14 protein-coding genes are annotated in these 13338 nt (G+C 55.3%); 6 read left to right on the top strand and 8 right to left on the bottom strand.

Annotation, left to right across the window (positions count from 1 at the left end; all coding sequences use genetic code 11):
- Nucleotides 1-268: 268 nt before the first annotated feature.
- A complete protein-coding gene (putP, locus tag GA0071314_RS07090) occupies nucleotides 269-1759 on the top strand; it encodes a sodium/proline symporter PutP (RefSeq protein ID WP_074395988.1) in 1491 nt (496 codons plus the stop codon).
- A 340-nt stretch (nucleotides 1760-2099) separates the two neighbouring features.
- Nucleotides 2100-2726 (top strand): OmpW/AlkL family protein, encoded by a 627-nt coding sequence (locus tag GA0071314_RS07085; RefSeq protein WP_074395987.1) that lies wholly within the window; start codon nucleotides 2100-2102, stop codon nucleotides 2724-2726.
- A 64-nt stretch (nucleotides 2727-2790) separates the two neighbouring features.
- Here GA0071314_RS07085 and GA0071314_RS07080 read toward each other — a convergent pair whose 3' ends face one another.
- Nucleotides 2791-3123: a YqcC family protein gene (locus GA0071314_RS07080; protein WP_074395986.1), complete on the bottom strand. Its 333-nt coding sequence runs from the start codon at nucleotides 3121-3123 to the stop codon at nucleotides 2791-2793.
- A gap of 289 nt (nucleotides 3124-3412) precedes the next feature.
- Between GA0071314_RS07080 and GA0071314_RS07075 the strand changes: the two genes are divergently transcribed.
- From GA0071314_RS07075 to GA0071314_RS07060, 4 genes are all read left to right on the top strand, one after another.
- Nucleotides 3413-4459: a DUF3549 family protein gene (locus GA0071314_RS07075; RefSeq protein WP_074395985.1), complete on the top strand. Its 1047-nt coding sequence runs from the start codon at nucleotides 3413-3415 to the stop codon at nucleotides 4457-4459.
- A gap of 76 nt (nucleotides 4460-4535) precedes the next feature.
- Nucleotides 4536-4976, top strand: coding sequence for an ATP-dependent zinc protease family protein (locus GA0071314_RS07070; protein ID WP_074395984.1), 441 nt, complete (start codon nucleotides 4536-4538; stop codon nucleotides 4974-4976).
- 63 nt (nucleotides 4977-5039) lie between these two features.
- A complete protein-coding gene (gene rimK / locus GA0071314_RS07065) occupies nucleotides 5040-5948 on the top strand; it encodes a 30S ribosomal protein S6--L-glutamate ligase (protein WP_074395983.1) in 909 nt (302 codons plus the stop codon).
- An 88-nt stretch (nucleotides 5949-6036) separates the two neighbouring features.
- Nucleotides 6037-6483 carry a hypothetical protein gene (locus tag GA0071314_RS07060; RefSeq protein ID WP_074395982.1) on the top strand — a complete coding sequence of 149 codons (447 nt, stop codon included), beginning with the start codon at nucleotides 6037-6039 and terminating at the stop codon, nucleotides 6481-6483.
- Here GA0071314_RS07060 and GA0071314_RS07055 read toward each other — a convergent pair.
- The 7 genes from GA0071314_RS07055 to GA0071314_RS07025 all read right to left on the bottom strand — a co-directional run bounded on the left by GA0071314_RS07055 (nucleotide 6480) and on the right by GA0071314_RS07025 (nucleotide 13185).
- The gene (locus GA0071314_RS07055; protein WP_074395981.1) at nucleotides 6480-7160 is read right to left on the bottom strand and encodes a SanA/YdcF family protein; all 681 of its coding nucleotides are present in this window, start codon (nucleotides 7158-7160) and stop codon (nucleotides 6480-6482) included. The genes GA0071314_RS07060 and GA0071314_RS07055 overlap by 4 nt on opposite strands.
- A 19-nt stretch (nucleotides 7161-7179) precedes the next feature.
- Nucleotides 7180-7749 (bottom strand): putative Fe-S cluster assembly protein SufT, encoded by a 570-nt coding sequence (sufT, locus tag GA0071314_RS07050; RefSeq protein ID WP_074395980.1) that lies wholly within the window; start codon nucleotides 7747-7749, stop codon nucleotides 7180-7182.
- A gap of 8 nt (nucleotides 7750-7757) precedes the next feature.
- Entirely contained in the window at nucleotides 7758-9023 is a 1266-nt protein-coding gene (locus GA0071314_RS07045; RefSeq protein ID WP_074395979.1) for an aminotransferase class V-fold PLP-dependent enzyme, read from the bottom strand.
- Nucleotides 9024-9037: 14 nt separating this feature from the next.
- Nucleotides 9038-10378 (bottom strand): Fe-S cluster assembly protein SufD, encoded by a 1341-nt coding sequence (sufD, locus tag GA0071314_RS07040; protein ID WP_074395978.1) that lies wholly within the window; start codon nucleotides 10376-10378, stop codon nucleotides 9038-9040.
- Nucleotides 10375-11124: a Fe-S cluster assembly ATPase SufC gene (gene sufC / locus GA0071314_RS07035; RefSeq protein WP_074395977.1), complete on the bottom strand. Its 750-nt coding sequence runs from the start codon at nucleotides 11122-11124 to the stop codon at nucleotides 10375-10377. The genes sufD and sufC overlap by 4 nt, the downstream gene beginning before the upstream one ends.
- A gap of 74 nt (nucleotides 11125-11198) precedes the next feature.
- A complete protein-coding gene (gene sufB, locus GA0071314_RS07030; protein WP_074398463.1) occupies nucleotides 11199-12641 on the bottom strand; it encodes a Fe-S cluster assembly protein SufB in 1443 nt (480 codons plus the stop codon).
- A gap of 79 nt (nucleotides 12642-12720) precedes the next feature.
- On the bottom strand, nucleotides 12721-13185 hold the full coding sequence (locus GA0071314_RS07025) for an SUF system Fe-S cluster assembly regulator (RefSeq protein WP_074395976.1): 465 nt from the start codon (nucleotides 13183-13185) through the stop codon (nucleotides 12721-12723).
- Between the last annotated feature and the right edge of the window lie 153 nt (nucleotides 13186-13338).

Here is a 13338-nt window from a genome sequence, read left to right as displayed (position 1 = left end):
AATAAACTGAACGTCTTAAAAGGAAGCGTCTCATGGGGAAAAATAACAAAGGGATCGCCGGTTATGTTCTCGATATAGAGAAGCTACGTACAACCGTTCCAACAACCTCACTGAGGACATCGCGGCCAGACGACCTAGGGGCCCCTCACGTGAATACGAATGGGGTTTAAAAAAACAAAACTGCACCGCTGCCAACGCCTTGTTGGCAAGCGCACCAACCTGTCGGCACTACGCCCGACTTAATAACTAAGAAACAGGAGACGTTTTTATGGCCATCGGTGTTTGGATAAGTCTCATTGCGTACTTTGCGCTAATGATCGCCATCGGTATTTACGCGATGCGCAAAGCCACTTCTTCATCTGAAGATTATATGCTCGGGGGCCGAACCCTCAGCCCAAAAGTGGCGGCTCTATCGGCCGGCGCATCGGACATGAGTGGCTGGTTGCTGCTGGGTTTGCCTGGGGCGTTGTTCGCTTCAGGTTTGGGCTCGGCCTGGATCGGGATTGGTTTGCTTGTGGGGGCGTTATTCAACTGGATTCTGGTCGCTCCGCGCCTACGTGAACAAACCGTTCACTATGGCAACGCGATTACCATTCCGGCGTTCCTGGCAAACCGGTTCCCGACACGGGCGCTTTCCCTGCGCACAGTGTCTGCCATCGTGATCGTCGTCTTCTTTGCGGTCTATACCGCATCGGGACTGGTGGCTGGCGGCAAGCTGTTTGAAAGCGCGTTCTCTGGCGTTTTCAACGTCGGTGATATGAGCAACTATGCCATGGGGGTCATTATTACACTGGGCGTGGTGCTTATTTATACCGTGGTTGGCGGCTTCCTTGCGGTGAGCATGACCGACTTCGTGCAAGGCTGCATCATGATGCTGGCGCTGATCATCATGCCTGCGGTGGTGCTATTCGGCGAAGGTGGGGGCGGTTTCGGCCAGGCAACACAAACCTTAAATGAAGCCGACCCCACGCTACTGTCCTGGACGTCCGGATTGACCTTTATCGGGTGGCTGTCGGCGGTGACCTGGGGGCTTGGCTATTTCGGCCAGCCGCACATCATTGTGCGCTTCATGGCCATCCGGACACTCAAGGATGTACCGATTGCCCGTAACATTGGCATGGGCTGGATGCTTATCTCGCTGATTGGCGCTGTTTCTTTGGGCATTTTCGGTCGGGCCTATGCGCTCCGTAACGGCATGGATGTCGAGGATCCGGAAACCATCTTTATTGTCCTGGCAGATCTACTGTTCCATCCGCTGATCACCGGTTTCCTCTATGCAGCGCTGCTTGCTGCGATCATGAGCACCGTTTCCAGCCAGCTTCTAGTGGCATCTTCATCGTTGACTGAAGACTTCTATCGTCTGTTCCTGAATAAGAAGGCATCTGAGCAACAAAGTGTCGCCGTAGGCCGTGTCTGCGTGGTACTAGTCGGCATTGTTGCCGCTTTCATTGCATCTGATGAAGACTCTCAGGTTCTGGGTCTAGTTAGCAACGCCTGGGCAGGCTTCGGTGCAGCATTCGGGCCGCTGATTATCCTGTCGCTGATGTGGTCGCGCACGAACGGCGCCGGTGCCATCGCAGGCATGGTGGTGGGTGCCGCCACCGTTATGATCTGGATTGCATTGGGCTGGAACGCTGAATTCATGGGTGGCCCTGGCGTGTACGAGATCATTCCTGGCTTCATCGCTTCGTTTATCGCCATTTTGGCAGTAAGCAGCGCTACTGCCGATGCCGGTGAATATCAGCATATCGATCGCTAGACGAGTGCGAACCGCGCACTCAACCTAGCCAATAGGTTGATCATGAGGCCTTCCCGTGTCAGGTACACCGTCACGGGAAGGCCTCATTCACTTCAGTGACGCCATTAGCTTACATCACACGGTAAAACTCTTGGTGATATCTAAAGCCCTTCAGCGCGACTCTGGTCTGCCTCAATAACTGCTTAAAAGTCTACCCATGAGCGATACCGAATCACTCTAAGCACAGTTGTCTAATAACTCTTGCCATAGATCAATAATCCACTCGCAGCGTCTCGATAAACTGTTTGCACCGTTAAGCAGCCAATGAATGGCCGCCCGCCTTGCAATCAGGAGTGACTCCATGCGCAACATCAAACCTCGTCACATTGTCGCAATCAGCCTATCGACCGCCACACTTACCTTCAGCGGCGCCAGCTTTGCTTATGGGGAAGGCGATTTTTTCACCCGCCTTGGCATCGCCAAGGTTGCCCCCACCAGCGATAATGGCGAGCTGCTAGGCGGCGCTGATGTACACGTAGACTCGGAAAGCGGGCCCGCCTTTACGCTGGGCTACCGCTTTCACGACACCTTAGGTGTCGAGCTGCTAGCTGCCCTGCCCTTTAAGCACGACTTACAGGTCGATGGCGTTACAGACGGGTCGACCAAGCACCTTCCGCCTACGCTGACCTTCCAATATTACCCATTAGGCGGCAGCAATGCCCGCGTTCAGCCCTACCTGGGAGTTGGCGTCAATTACACACATTTCTCTGACGAAAAGACCGATATCGGAGCTTCGCTGTCCTTGGAGGATTCATGGGGAGTTGCAGGCCAAGTGGGCGTTGACTTGCTGATTGATGATCACTGGGCGTTGAACGCAGCCGCCTGGTACATCGATATCGACAGCGATGCCACCATCAACGGAGAGTCAGCCGGTAGCGTAGACATTGATCCCGTGGTGGTAATGGGAGGCATCAGCTATCGTTTTTAAATAGGCAGACAGACAGTACATCTAACGGCCATCGCCCTCTGATAAGTGGTCAGGGGCGATTTCATTAGTTATCGGTAACCAGCTGATCAATGCGCTCAACGGCCCTAACCACCAACAAATAATCGCTGGCTCGTACGTTCTCCTGCTTAAGATGCGCCGCTATAGCCGGCGCCACATCACATTTGGCCGGCATTGGCCCACCTGCTTCAGCTAACGTGTTTAACCGAGCAATAAACACAAAACGCAGCCATTGGAGCAGCGACATCGTATCGATACAGAACGGCTGCTGGCTGGAAAAGGCCGCAGCCTCTGGTGCCGGCATGCGCCATAGATTGGCGGCTTTTAAGGTAGCTTCAAGCTCAAGAAGCGCAGTGTGAAGCTGTTGATGGACGCTCATAAACCACCTAAGTTAAATCTGTCGTATGGGTTAAATATATTATCCCAACTCTGTCCCCGAGTTGCCACTCACCCACCGACGGCCCCCGTTATTCACAGACTCACAGAAAACTTGCAAGAGACTGTGGATAAGCTATGGAAATGTGTCGCATCCGCGGTTCTCATGCGGGTTACGGGTGACTGTCTAATTTTTAACCAGATAGTAAAAAAGGCGTGATATTATCAATGCCTACGGCTGACAGGCTGCTATCCGCAAGGTAGAGTGCAGGCTTGCAACAGGAAAGGACGTTATGCAACCAATTCGCACCCTAGACGAGTTCTTTCAGCGCAGCGGGGCCAGCGTGTCGTTTTATCATATGGGTCGCCGTGTAACGGCGTGCTCAGATAACGCGCTGCGCCAGTTAGAAAACGCGCAGAGCCCTTGGCCCGCCCCTTGGCAAAGCCAAGCGCGCGTGGCCATTGTGTTTCGGCTTGGGGATATGCCGGAGCCGGCGATCTGGTTCCTGGCCCTGCCGCTGGACGAGGAAGGCCATCTGGTGCCCGCCCAGCGCGATGCGTTTTTAAACCGGTTGATCGAAACCCTTGGCCGCAATGTCTCGCAGCTAGGCCAAGAACGAGCCCCTGAGGTTGATAACCTGATGAAGGACAACCCGCTCGCTTTTACGCCGAGCGCTCATTTTCAGGCGATGCTCAATGCCCGTGCAACCTATGACCTTAAGCTGCCTGCGAGCCAACATTTTGAACCCGTCGTCGCCTACCTACGCGACCCAGAGACGCTAGACTGGCAGCAGTTGGGGTTACAGGGCATCGCCGACGTGGTTATCCGTATGGATAACGACATTGCTGAACGGCTGGCCACCCAATTGGCTTATTTACCCACAGAGGTTGCTCAGGCATTTTGTCTCTGTCTGGAGCATCAGGCACTCACCAGCGGTTTGGTCGCCGCATTGCGTCGAAGGGGCGAACAGGCCATCATCGCAGGTGACCTTGAAATGCTATGCGCCTGCGTGCGCGCAGTAGGTGCTACCGTCACTCACGAGGCAGGTAATTGGTATACCCAGTTACTTCGCGATGAGACGACCAGTGGTCCCGACGTGCTGGCCGCGATGGCAGGGCGAGGCTGGCCACATCTGGAAGACGGCGAACGGTTGCCGCTTTTTCTGTCGCGTCTGGCGGATGACGAGCGTACCGATTTTATTGCCGTGGTGAGAGACTTGGCGCTAATTCCCCGGCTACGCTTACCAATACTGATGGCCCTGCGTGACGCGCCCGACGGCTCAACGATCCACGCCCGCGTGGCCGACCTTTCGGCTCGAAGCGGCCAACCCTTGGGTTGATTATTGATGATGCAATGGAACGTCCGATTAACGTGAAGGGCACGATCGTTAATTATCGGCTTCCTAAGGAGTGGTTTTGAAAGAACTCCCATACCTGGCCAAAGCGGTAATTGGCCGCCGTGAAATGGTTTATTTGCCTGACTTGGCGCTTCATCTATGCTGCAAAGCAGACACCGGTGCGCGTACCTCAGCACTTCATGCTGAGGAGATTGAGGCGCATGAAGATGAGCATGGGCAGCTATGGGTCAGTTTTACCACCCATAGTGGCGGGCCTGACACCCCCGCTCACCGATTGAAGGTGCATTTACATGATCGTCGCCGGGTGACCAGCTCGAACGGGCACGCTGAGTGGCGTTATATTATCCGTACCCCCATGCGCATGGGCGAGCTTAATTTTCCGGTTGAGTTAAGCCTGACCGACCGCAGTAATATGCGCCACCCCATGCTGCTAGGACGCCGCGCGATGCGGCGTTTACTGGTGGCGCCGGGCGCTGCGTTTTTACACGGCGAACCCTAAGGTACCACGCTGTTTTTTCACCAATGTTTCCACTAACCCCTTCGACTAGGCCTGGAGTTTCGCATGCACATCGCTTTGCTTTCTCGTAATCGCAATCTCTACTCTACTCGCCGCCTAGTGGAAGCGGCTGAAGGTCGTGGACACACCGCGCGGGTAGTCGACACGCTGCGCTGCTATATGAGCATTGCCTCCCACCACCCGTCGATTCACTATAAGGGCGAAGAGATCGAGCCTTTCGACGCGGTTATTCCGCGTATTGGCTCATCCGTCACCTTTTATGGCTGTGCGGTACTTCGCCAATTTGAAATGATGGGCACCTACGTTATTAATGATAACGTCTCGATTACGCGTTCGCGGGATAAACTGCGCTCCCTGCAACTGCTGTCGCGTAAAGGGCTGGGCCTACCGATTACCGGCTTTGCTCACTCCCCCGACGATATTCCCGATCTCATCACCATGGTGAAAGGTGCACCGCTGGTTATCAAGCTGCTGGAAGGCACCCAAGGGATTGGCGTGGTATTAGCCGAAACCAACCAAGCGGCTGAATCGGTCATTCAGGCTTTTATGGGCATGAAGGCCAACATCATGGTTCAGGAATACATTAAAGAAGCACGCGGCGCCGATATTCGTTGTTTCGTGATCGGCGATAAAGTGGTCGCCTCCATGAAGCGTCAGGCGGCCGATGGCGAGTTTCGCTCGAACCTACATCGCGGGGGAACAGCCAGCTTGATTCGGATCACACCGGAAGAACGCTCGACGGCCATCCGTGCGGCTAAGGCCATGGGGTTGCGGGTTGCCGGTGTTGATTTGCTGCGCTCTAACCATGGCCCAGTGATCATGGAGGTTAATTCCTCACCCGGCTTGCAGGGCATAGAGCGCGCTACAGGCAAAGACATTGCCAGCATGATTATTGAGCATATTGAAAAAAATGCCATGCCGGCGCGCAAGGCACCGCCTAAGCCTAAAGGTTAATCGGTCATCGTAAAAATAATTCGCCAGGGGGGTGGCAAATCCAACGCGCCCCCGCCACAATCTGCGTCACCGAAGGAGGTAGACGCTCATGTTTCTCGACAATCGCCAAGTGGCGATGGACAGCGCACTGGAAGCGCTCGCCGACAGTATTGATTATTTTCAGGACAATATCGAACGCCTGCGCCCTTCCCTGCGCGAGGCATTGAAGCCGCATTACACCGCACGCTTGGAAACCATGCATCAGCTACAAGAGCTGGCACGGACACATCTAAAGATGCTGCCCCGCGACGCCGACGTCGAGCGGGATGATTTTTTATGGCTGTGGAGTCGCTTAAAAAGCTTTGTCGGTAACGACAGCCAGGTGCTGATCAATGAGTTATTAGAGCAGGAACGTGTCTTAATGCAGGCTCTATCAACGCTCTTTACCCATCCATTACCGGCCCCCATTGAACCAGTTGTAGAAGAGTGCATGAAAGGCTGTCGTAAGCTTATCCGCGAGCTATACGAGCTACAAAAGCGCAAGACTCGCAGCTAATCAGTGCGGGCGGGCAAGCTTTGAATAGGTTCAGGTGGGCCTAAAAAGTAAGGCTCACGATCCCAGATATATAAATCACCGAGCGTTGCCACCCTAGCTGCCCACTCACGCATTAGCACGTGCCAGCCACCCGCTCCGTCGTGCTCTGCCGCGACGCAGCCAGTGACTTGCATGCCCAAAGCCTGGGCGATATATATCGCTCTGGGCAAATGCCAGTCCTGCGTAATCAATACCGCTTTGTCTAACTGAAAAACATCGCGCGCTCTCGACAGGGTGTCGTAGGTGCTGAAACCCGCAAAATCCATGGTCAACTGCTCGGGGGCAACGCCGCGGCGGGATAAGTCACGCCACATGGCGCGCGGTTCATTGTAGGCCTGAGTGCGGTTGTCGCCAGAAAGCAGCAGGTGTTGTACTTTTTGCTGGTCAACCAAGCGAGCGGCGGTGCGCATTCTTGCATGGAAGTGAGGATTTCGCATGCCGCTGCGCGTCCAGTGCGATGTACCAAACACCACCCCCACCTCGGCGGGTACACACTGGGAAAGCTGCTCATGGATGTAAGGGGCCGTTCGTCCCAACACCCACAGATTGCCACCCACAAATAGCAAAGTCGCCAGCAGCAGTAACGCTCCTAGCGACATTAACATGCGCGACACCCATTTGATCAGCGGTGTACGCATCTAGCGTACCGTCCCGCGGTTAAAACATACCCAGCTCAAGCTTCGCCTCTTCGCTCATCATGTCACGGCTCCAGGGCGGGCTGAAGACAATCTCGGTATGCACCTTGCTGATTTGCGGCGCGCCTAGAATCTTATTACGCGCATCGGCGGCGATAACATCGCCCATGCCGCAGCCGGGGGCGGTGAGCGTCATGCGAATGGTCACCATACGCTCTCCGCTGATCAGCCGCTCAATTCGGCAGCCGTAAACCAGCCCCAGATCGACAATATTGACCGGTATTTCCGGGTCGAAGCACGTCCGCAGCTGATCCCAGACGAACTGTTCGATTTCGTCTTCCGTAGCGTTCTCGTGCAGCGTCGGCCGAGGCAGCGGCGGGAGCCCTAACGCATCAAGGTTACTGCCCTCAATTAAAAACAACCGCCCTTCAAAGCCAACACTGACCGTACTGCCCTTCGCTTGCATGACGCTGACAACGCTGTCTTCCGCAAGCTGTTCAGTGCTGCCAAACGGAATTGCGATCGCCTCCACATCGCGTTGAAGCGGTAAGCTTTGCCCACGCTGCAGACTGGCTACTTGCTCGATATCCATAAGCTCCCTTAGCGCACCATACCGATGACGCGATTTAGCGCCGCCACAAACGTATCTACCTCTTCCAGAGTATTATACGCGGCAAACGACGCCCGGCACGTTGCCTCTACCCCAAAATGATGCAGGAGCGGCTGAGCACAGTGATGCCCCGTACGGATCGCCACGCCCAACTGGTCGATCAACAGTCCAATATCCTGAGCATGGACCCCGTCTACCACGAAAGACAGCACTCCCGCTTTGTTTGGCGCAGTGCCCAGGATACGCAGCCCTTCGACTTGGCTGACTGCCTGGGTGGCGTGATTAAGCAATACGCTTTCCCAGGCACTTATGGCCTCAACACCGACTCTTTCCATCCACTCAAGGGCGCGGCCTAAAGCGATCACTTCGGCAATCGCTGGTGTACCTGCCTCGAATTTGTGTGGAATAGCAGCAAAGGTAGTGCCAACGTCAAAGGAGACGGTATCGATCATCTCACCGCCGCCTTGCCAAGGTGGCATCGCCTCCAGCAGGGCTTTTTTTCCATACAGAACACCAACGCCGGTAGGCCCGTAGACCTTATGCCCCGAGAAGGCATAGAAATCAGCATCGATGTCCTGTACATCCACTGGTTGATGCGGCGCGGCCTGAGCACCATCGATGAGGATCAATGCGCCAGCCTGATGGGCCAGCGATGCCATCTCTTTAACGGGATTGATCGTGCCCAAAGCATTGGACACGTGGTTGACGGCAACCAGCTTGGTGCGCTCACTTAATAGCTCTTGGTAGGCGCCCATGTCCAGCGCACCGCGCTCGTCCACAGGGATAACCTTGATGGTAAATCCACGCTCGGCCGCCAACAGTTGCCAGGGGACGATGTTGGAGTGATGCTCTAACATCGAAATCAACACCTCATCCCCTGGATGCAACTGGGTACGCCCCCAGCTTTGCGCTACCAGATTAATCGCTTCGGTAGTCCCGCGCGTAAAGATAATCTGGCGTGCGTCTTCCGCGTTGAGAAACCCTTTAACTCGCTGACGCGTCCCCTCAAACGCAGCGGTGGCTTCATCTGCCAGGGTGTGCAAGCCACGGTGAATATTGGCGTTGTAGCGCGAATAATAATCGCTGAACACCTCAATTACGGACTGTGGCGTCTGGCTGGTCGCCGCGTTATCCAGGTAGATCAGCGGCTTGCCGTTAACTTCCCGGCCAAGCACCGGGAATTCCCGGCGCAGGGCGGCCACGTCATAGCGTGCGCTAACCTGCTCCAAGGGCGTCTCAATCACGGTATGGGGCATCGATAGCTCCTTGATTAGTCGTTGAGCGCAACCGCTGCTTCTACCAACCCGGCAAGGTTAAAGCGCTCTGGCAATTTACCGGCGACGGCAAGCTCTACGCGCTCGGCCACGGCATCCAGCGCTACCTGATCCAGCACTTCACCGGCAAACGCCAGCGTCAACAAACCGCGGGCCGTGGCCTCGTCGATGCCACGGGTACGTAGCGCATAAATCGCTTCTTCATCGAGCTGGCCGGTGGTCGTGCCATGCGAACATTTGACGTCGTCTGCATAGATCTCAAGCTCGGGCTTGGCATCGATGTGAGCGCGGTCGGAAAGCAGCAGGTTTTGGTTGCTTTGGAAGCCTTCTATCTTCTGGCTGTCGCGCTTCACATACACCTTGCCGTTAAACACGCCATGGGCACGGTCATCCAGAATGCCCTTGTAGTTCTCGTTGGAGAACGTCAGCGGCGCATTATGGTTAACCTTGGTGTGGTTATCCACGTGCTGACGGCCCTGACCAAAGAAAAGACCCAGGAAGTTGGTTTCTGCACCCTGGCCATTTAAATCACTGATCAGGTCGTTGCGCACCAGCGCCCCACCCAGGTTCAGGTTGTAGGAGCTATAACGAGTGTCGCGGTTTTGCTCCACGTGAATGCTGGCCACGTGCATATCGCCCAGCGGCGCTTCCTGAAGCTTGTAGTGGTTTAAAATAGCCCCACGATCCAGCATCAATTCAGCCACCACATTGGTGAAATTAGCCGCATCGGCTTCACCCGCGTAATGCTCAATCAGCGTTGCTTCGCTGCGACCGCCCGCTTCCACCAGGATGCGTGGGTGGCTCATGACCGGCGAACCCGCACGGGAAAGAAACTGCAGCAAGATGGGCTTTTCAACCACCGTGCCCGGTGCAATACGCACCACGGCACCTTCTTCCATAAACGCCGTATTGAGCGCCGCGAAGGCGGAAAAATCAACGCTGGTTAGGCGGCCAAGCGGACCACCAACAGCTTCATGGTTGTCATTAAGCGCTTTAGAGAGCGGCACAACCTGCACGCTATCGGGCAGGGCTTCCAGATCGGAAAGCGCGGCAGAAAACACGCCGTCGACAAAGGTTAGGCGATAGGCATCCAGGGGCAGCGTCAGCGCGGCTGCCTGGGCCTGGGAAAACTCAGCGCTTTCCGCCAAAGCAAAGTTACCCTGAGCAATGGCGCGCACATCGGTATATTTCCACTCTTCATCGCGGCGCGTAGGAAAGCCAATGGCCTCGAAGCGAGCCGCGCCTGCTTGACGGCGGGCGGCAATCCAGGTTGGCTCTGCTTCGCGCTGTTGGCTACGCGCTTTTAGCGTGTCCAAGAACGTTTGCGTATCGCTCATGCCGCAGACTCCTCAATGCCTTCGTAGCCATTGGCTTCCAGTTCTTTGGCAAGTTCCGCATCACCGGATTTAACAATGCGGCCATCGACCAGTACATGCACTTTATCCGGTACGATGTAATCCAGCAGGCGCTGATAGTGGGTAACTAGCAGAATCGCGCGATCTTGGGCGCGCAGGCTGTTGACCCCGTCGGCAACAACTTTCATGGCGTCGATATCGAGACCTGAGTCAATTTCATCGAGCATGGCGAGCTTGGGTTGAAGCACCAGCATTTGCAGAATTTCATTACGCTTTTTCTCACCGCCAGAAAAGCCTTCGTTAACTGCACGCTGAAGAAAGCTGGCGTCCATCTTCATCAAGCCAAGCTTCTCTTTTACCAGCTTGATGAACTCAGGCGCCGGCAGCTCCTCTTCACCCCGCGCAGCGCGCTGCGCGTTGAGCGCTGCTTTAAGTAGATAGATATTTTTCACCCCCGGGATTTCAACCGGGTACTGGAAACCCAGCAGCAGGCCTGCCTGGGCGCGCTCTTCAATTTCCATTTCCAGCACGTCCTGGCCTTTGAAGGTAATGCTGCCCTGAGTGACTTCGTAGCCATCTTTTCCGGCAATCACTGCTGACAACGTGGATTTACCCGCGCCGTTAGGACCCATCAGGGCATGCACTTCACCCTCGTTGATCGTCAGAGAAAGGCCTTTAAGAATTTCGTTGCCTTCGACGGTGACGTGTAAATCGTTGACTTCCAACATAGTAAAACCCTTCAAATGCTTGCGAGCCGCTTGCGCGACACTCATAAAAGTTATCTGGTGTTGTGCGGGAGCAATTAGCCCACCGCGCCTTCCAAGGTTACGTTCAGGAGCGCTTCAGCCTCGACCGCGAACTCCATTGGCAACTCCTGGAATACATCCTTACAGAAGCCATTGACGATCATGCTGACCGCGTCTTCCTCGGTGATACCCCGGCTCTGGCAATAGAACAGTTGATCTTCACCAATTTTGGACGTGGTCGCCTCGTGCTCGATTTTGGCCGTGCTATTACCTATCTCCTGATACGGGAAGGTATGCGCGCCGCACTTGTCACCGATCAGCAGCGAGTCGCACTGGGTGAAATTGCGGGCACCCTTGGCGCGGGGGCCGATCTTCACCAAGCCGCGGTAAGACTGGTCGCTCCTGCCAGCGGAGATGCCTTTGGCCACGATATACGAGCGCGTGCCCTCACCGACGTGGATCATCTTGGTGCCGGTGTCGGCCTGCTGGCGACCGTTGGTAACGGCGACCGAGTAGAACTCGCCGATACTATCCTTGCCGCGCAGGATGCAGGACGGGTATTTCCAGGTAATCGCCGAGCCGGTTTCAACCTGGGTCCAACTGATCCGCGAACGCGCACCGCGGCACTCGCCACGCTTGGTCACGAAGTTGTAGATACCGCCCTTGCCGTCTTCATCGCCTGGGTACCAGTTCTGCACCGTGGAATACTTGATATAGGCATCATCAAGCGCCACAAGCTCAACCACCGCCGCGTGCAGTTGGTTCTCATCACGCATGGGCGCGGTGCAGCCTTCTAGGTAAGACACCTGGGCACGGCTCTCACAGATGATCAAAGTACGCTCGAACTGGCCGGTATTGGCGGCGTTGATCCGGAAGTAGGTCGAAAGCTCCATCGGGCAGGTCACGCCTTCCGGCACGAAAACAAACGACCCATCGGTAAACACCGCAGAGTTCAACGCCGCAAAGTAGTTATCGTTCTGTGGCACCACGGTACCCAAATACTGTTTGACCAGTTCCGGGTAGTCACGGATCGCTTCGGAGATCGAACAGAAGATGACGCCGGCTTCGCCGAGCTGCTTCTTGAAGGTGGTGGCCACCGACACCGAGTCGAAGACCGCGTCCACCGCAACACCTGCCAAGGCGGCGCGCTCATGCAAAGGGATACCCAGCTTTTCGTAGGTCTCAAGCAGCTTGGGGTCGACTTCGTCAAGGCTCTGAGGACGGTCCTCAGGACGCTTTGGCGCACTGAAGTAGGAGATCGACTGGTAATCGATCGGCGGATAATCGAGATGCGCCCAGGACGGCTCTTTCATTTCCTGCCACTTGTGGAACGCCTCCAAACGCCACTCCAGCATCCACTCCGGCTCGCCTTTCTTTTTGGAAATAAAGGCGATGGTGTTTTCATCCAGGCCAGGTGGCAGGGTGTCGCTTTCAATATCTGTTACAAAGCCTTCTTTGTAATCGCGACGAACCAACTGTTCCATTTCTTCGGTTGCCATGGTCATACCCTCCGGGCAGTTGGGTGGCGAGGTTAGCTCGCCGTCAATAAGAGATAAGTGCCTGTATCGGTCATGCTGGTTATGCAGTCACTGCCGATAGACTTATACTTTGAATAGGTAGCTGTACGGGTAGCTTGATCGGTGTGGTGTCGGCCAAATGTGCAAGCGTCACACTTTCAAGCAGCGTACGAATCGCGAGAGACACCCGCTGCCAGTTATCCGCCACGCCACAGGTAGCAACAAGCTCGCAGTCACCTTCCGCCTGGCTGCATTCGGTCATTGCCACAGGCCCTTCAATCGCTGAAATAATATCGGCCGCCGTGATGTGGGAGGCAGGCCGAGCAAGCCGGTAGCCTCCCTGGGCGCCACGTTGTGACTCAAGAAGTCCTGCTTTAACGAGCATTTTGAGCGTTTTGCTCACCGTGGGGTGAGGCAACTGAACCGCTTCGGCCAGATCAGCCGCCGCATGCGATGCTTGTGGCTGACGGGCAATTTGCGCCATCACCACAGCGGCGTAGTCTGTCAGCCGAGAAAGCTTAAGCATGTCGACTCCCATTAGCCGTTGCATTTGGCCTATCCGTTTAATTGGGGACCATTTTAGTCCTGTATAAAATTGATGTGAAGCCCTTAAGCAAAATCCTTATCAAATTGCGTTATTTCGTGGCACGTTCGCTGCCGATGACATCAAAAAAGCCAA

The organism is Halomonas sp. HL-93, from assembly GCF_900086985.1.
In the GTDB taxonomy this organism is placed as follows: domain Bacteria; phylum Pseudomonadota; class Gammaproteobacteria; order Pseudomonadales; family Halomonadaceae; genus Vreelandella.
This window is presented reverse-complemented; position numbering and strand designations above follow the sequence as displayed.

Coding starts and splice junctions, on each gene's coding strand:
- putP (WP_074395988.1), top strand. CDS start 269: ATGGCCATCGGTGTTTGGATAAGTCTCATTGCGTACTTTGCGCTAATG.
- GA0071314_RS07085 (WP_074395987.1), top strand. CDS start 2,100: ATGCGCAACATCAAACCTCGTCACATTGTCGCAATCAGCCTATCGACC.
- GA0071314_RS07080 (WP_074395986.1), bottom strand. CDS start 3,123: ATGAGCGTCCATCAACAGCTTCACACTGCGCTTCTTGAGCTTGAAGCT.
- GA0071314_RS07075 (WP_074395985.1), top strand. CDS start 3,413: ATGCAACCAATTCGCACCCTAGACGAGTTCTTTCAGCGCAGCGGGGCC.
- rimK (WP_074395983.1), top strand. CDS start 5,040: ATGCACATCGCTTTGCTTTCTCGTAATCGCAATCTCTACTCTACTCGC.
- GA0071314_RS07060 (WP_074395982.1), top strand. CDS start 6,037: ATGTTTCTCGACAATCGCCAAGTGGCGATGGACAGCGCACTGGAAGCG.
- GA0071314_RS07055 (WP_074395981.1), bottom strand. CDS start 7,160: ATGCGTACACCGCTGATCAAATGGGTGTCGCGCATGTTAATGTCGCTA.
- sufT (WP_074395980.1), bottom strand. CDS start 7,749: ATGGATATCGAGCAAGTAGCCAGTCTGCAGCGTGGGCAAAGCTTACCG.
- GA0071314_RS07045 (WP_074395979.1), bottom strand. CDS start 9,023: ATGCCCCATACCGTGATTGAGACGCCCTTGGAGCAGGTTAGCGCACGC.
- sufD (WP_074395978.1), bottom strand. CDS start 10,378: ATGAGCGATACGCAAACGTTCTTGGACACGCTAAAAGCGCGTAGCCAA.
- sufC (WP_074395977.1), bottom strand. CDS start 11,124: ATGTTGGAAGTCAACGATTTACACGTCACCGTCGAAGGCAACGAAATT.
- sufB (WP_074398463.1), bottom strand. CDS start 12,641: ATGGCAACCGAAGAAATGGAACAGTTGGTTCGTCGCGATTACAAAGAA.
- GA0071314_RS07025 (WP_074395976.1), bottom strand. CDS start 13,185: ATGCTTAAGCTTTCTCGGCTGACAGACTACGCCGCTGTGGTGATGGCG.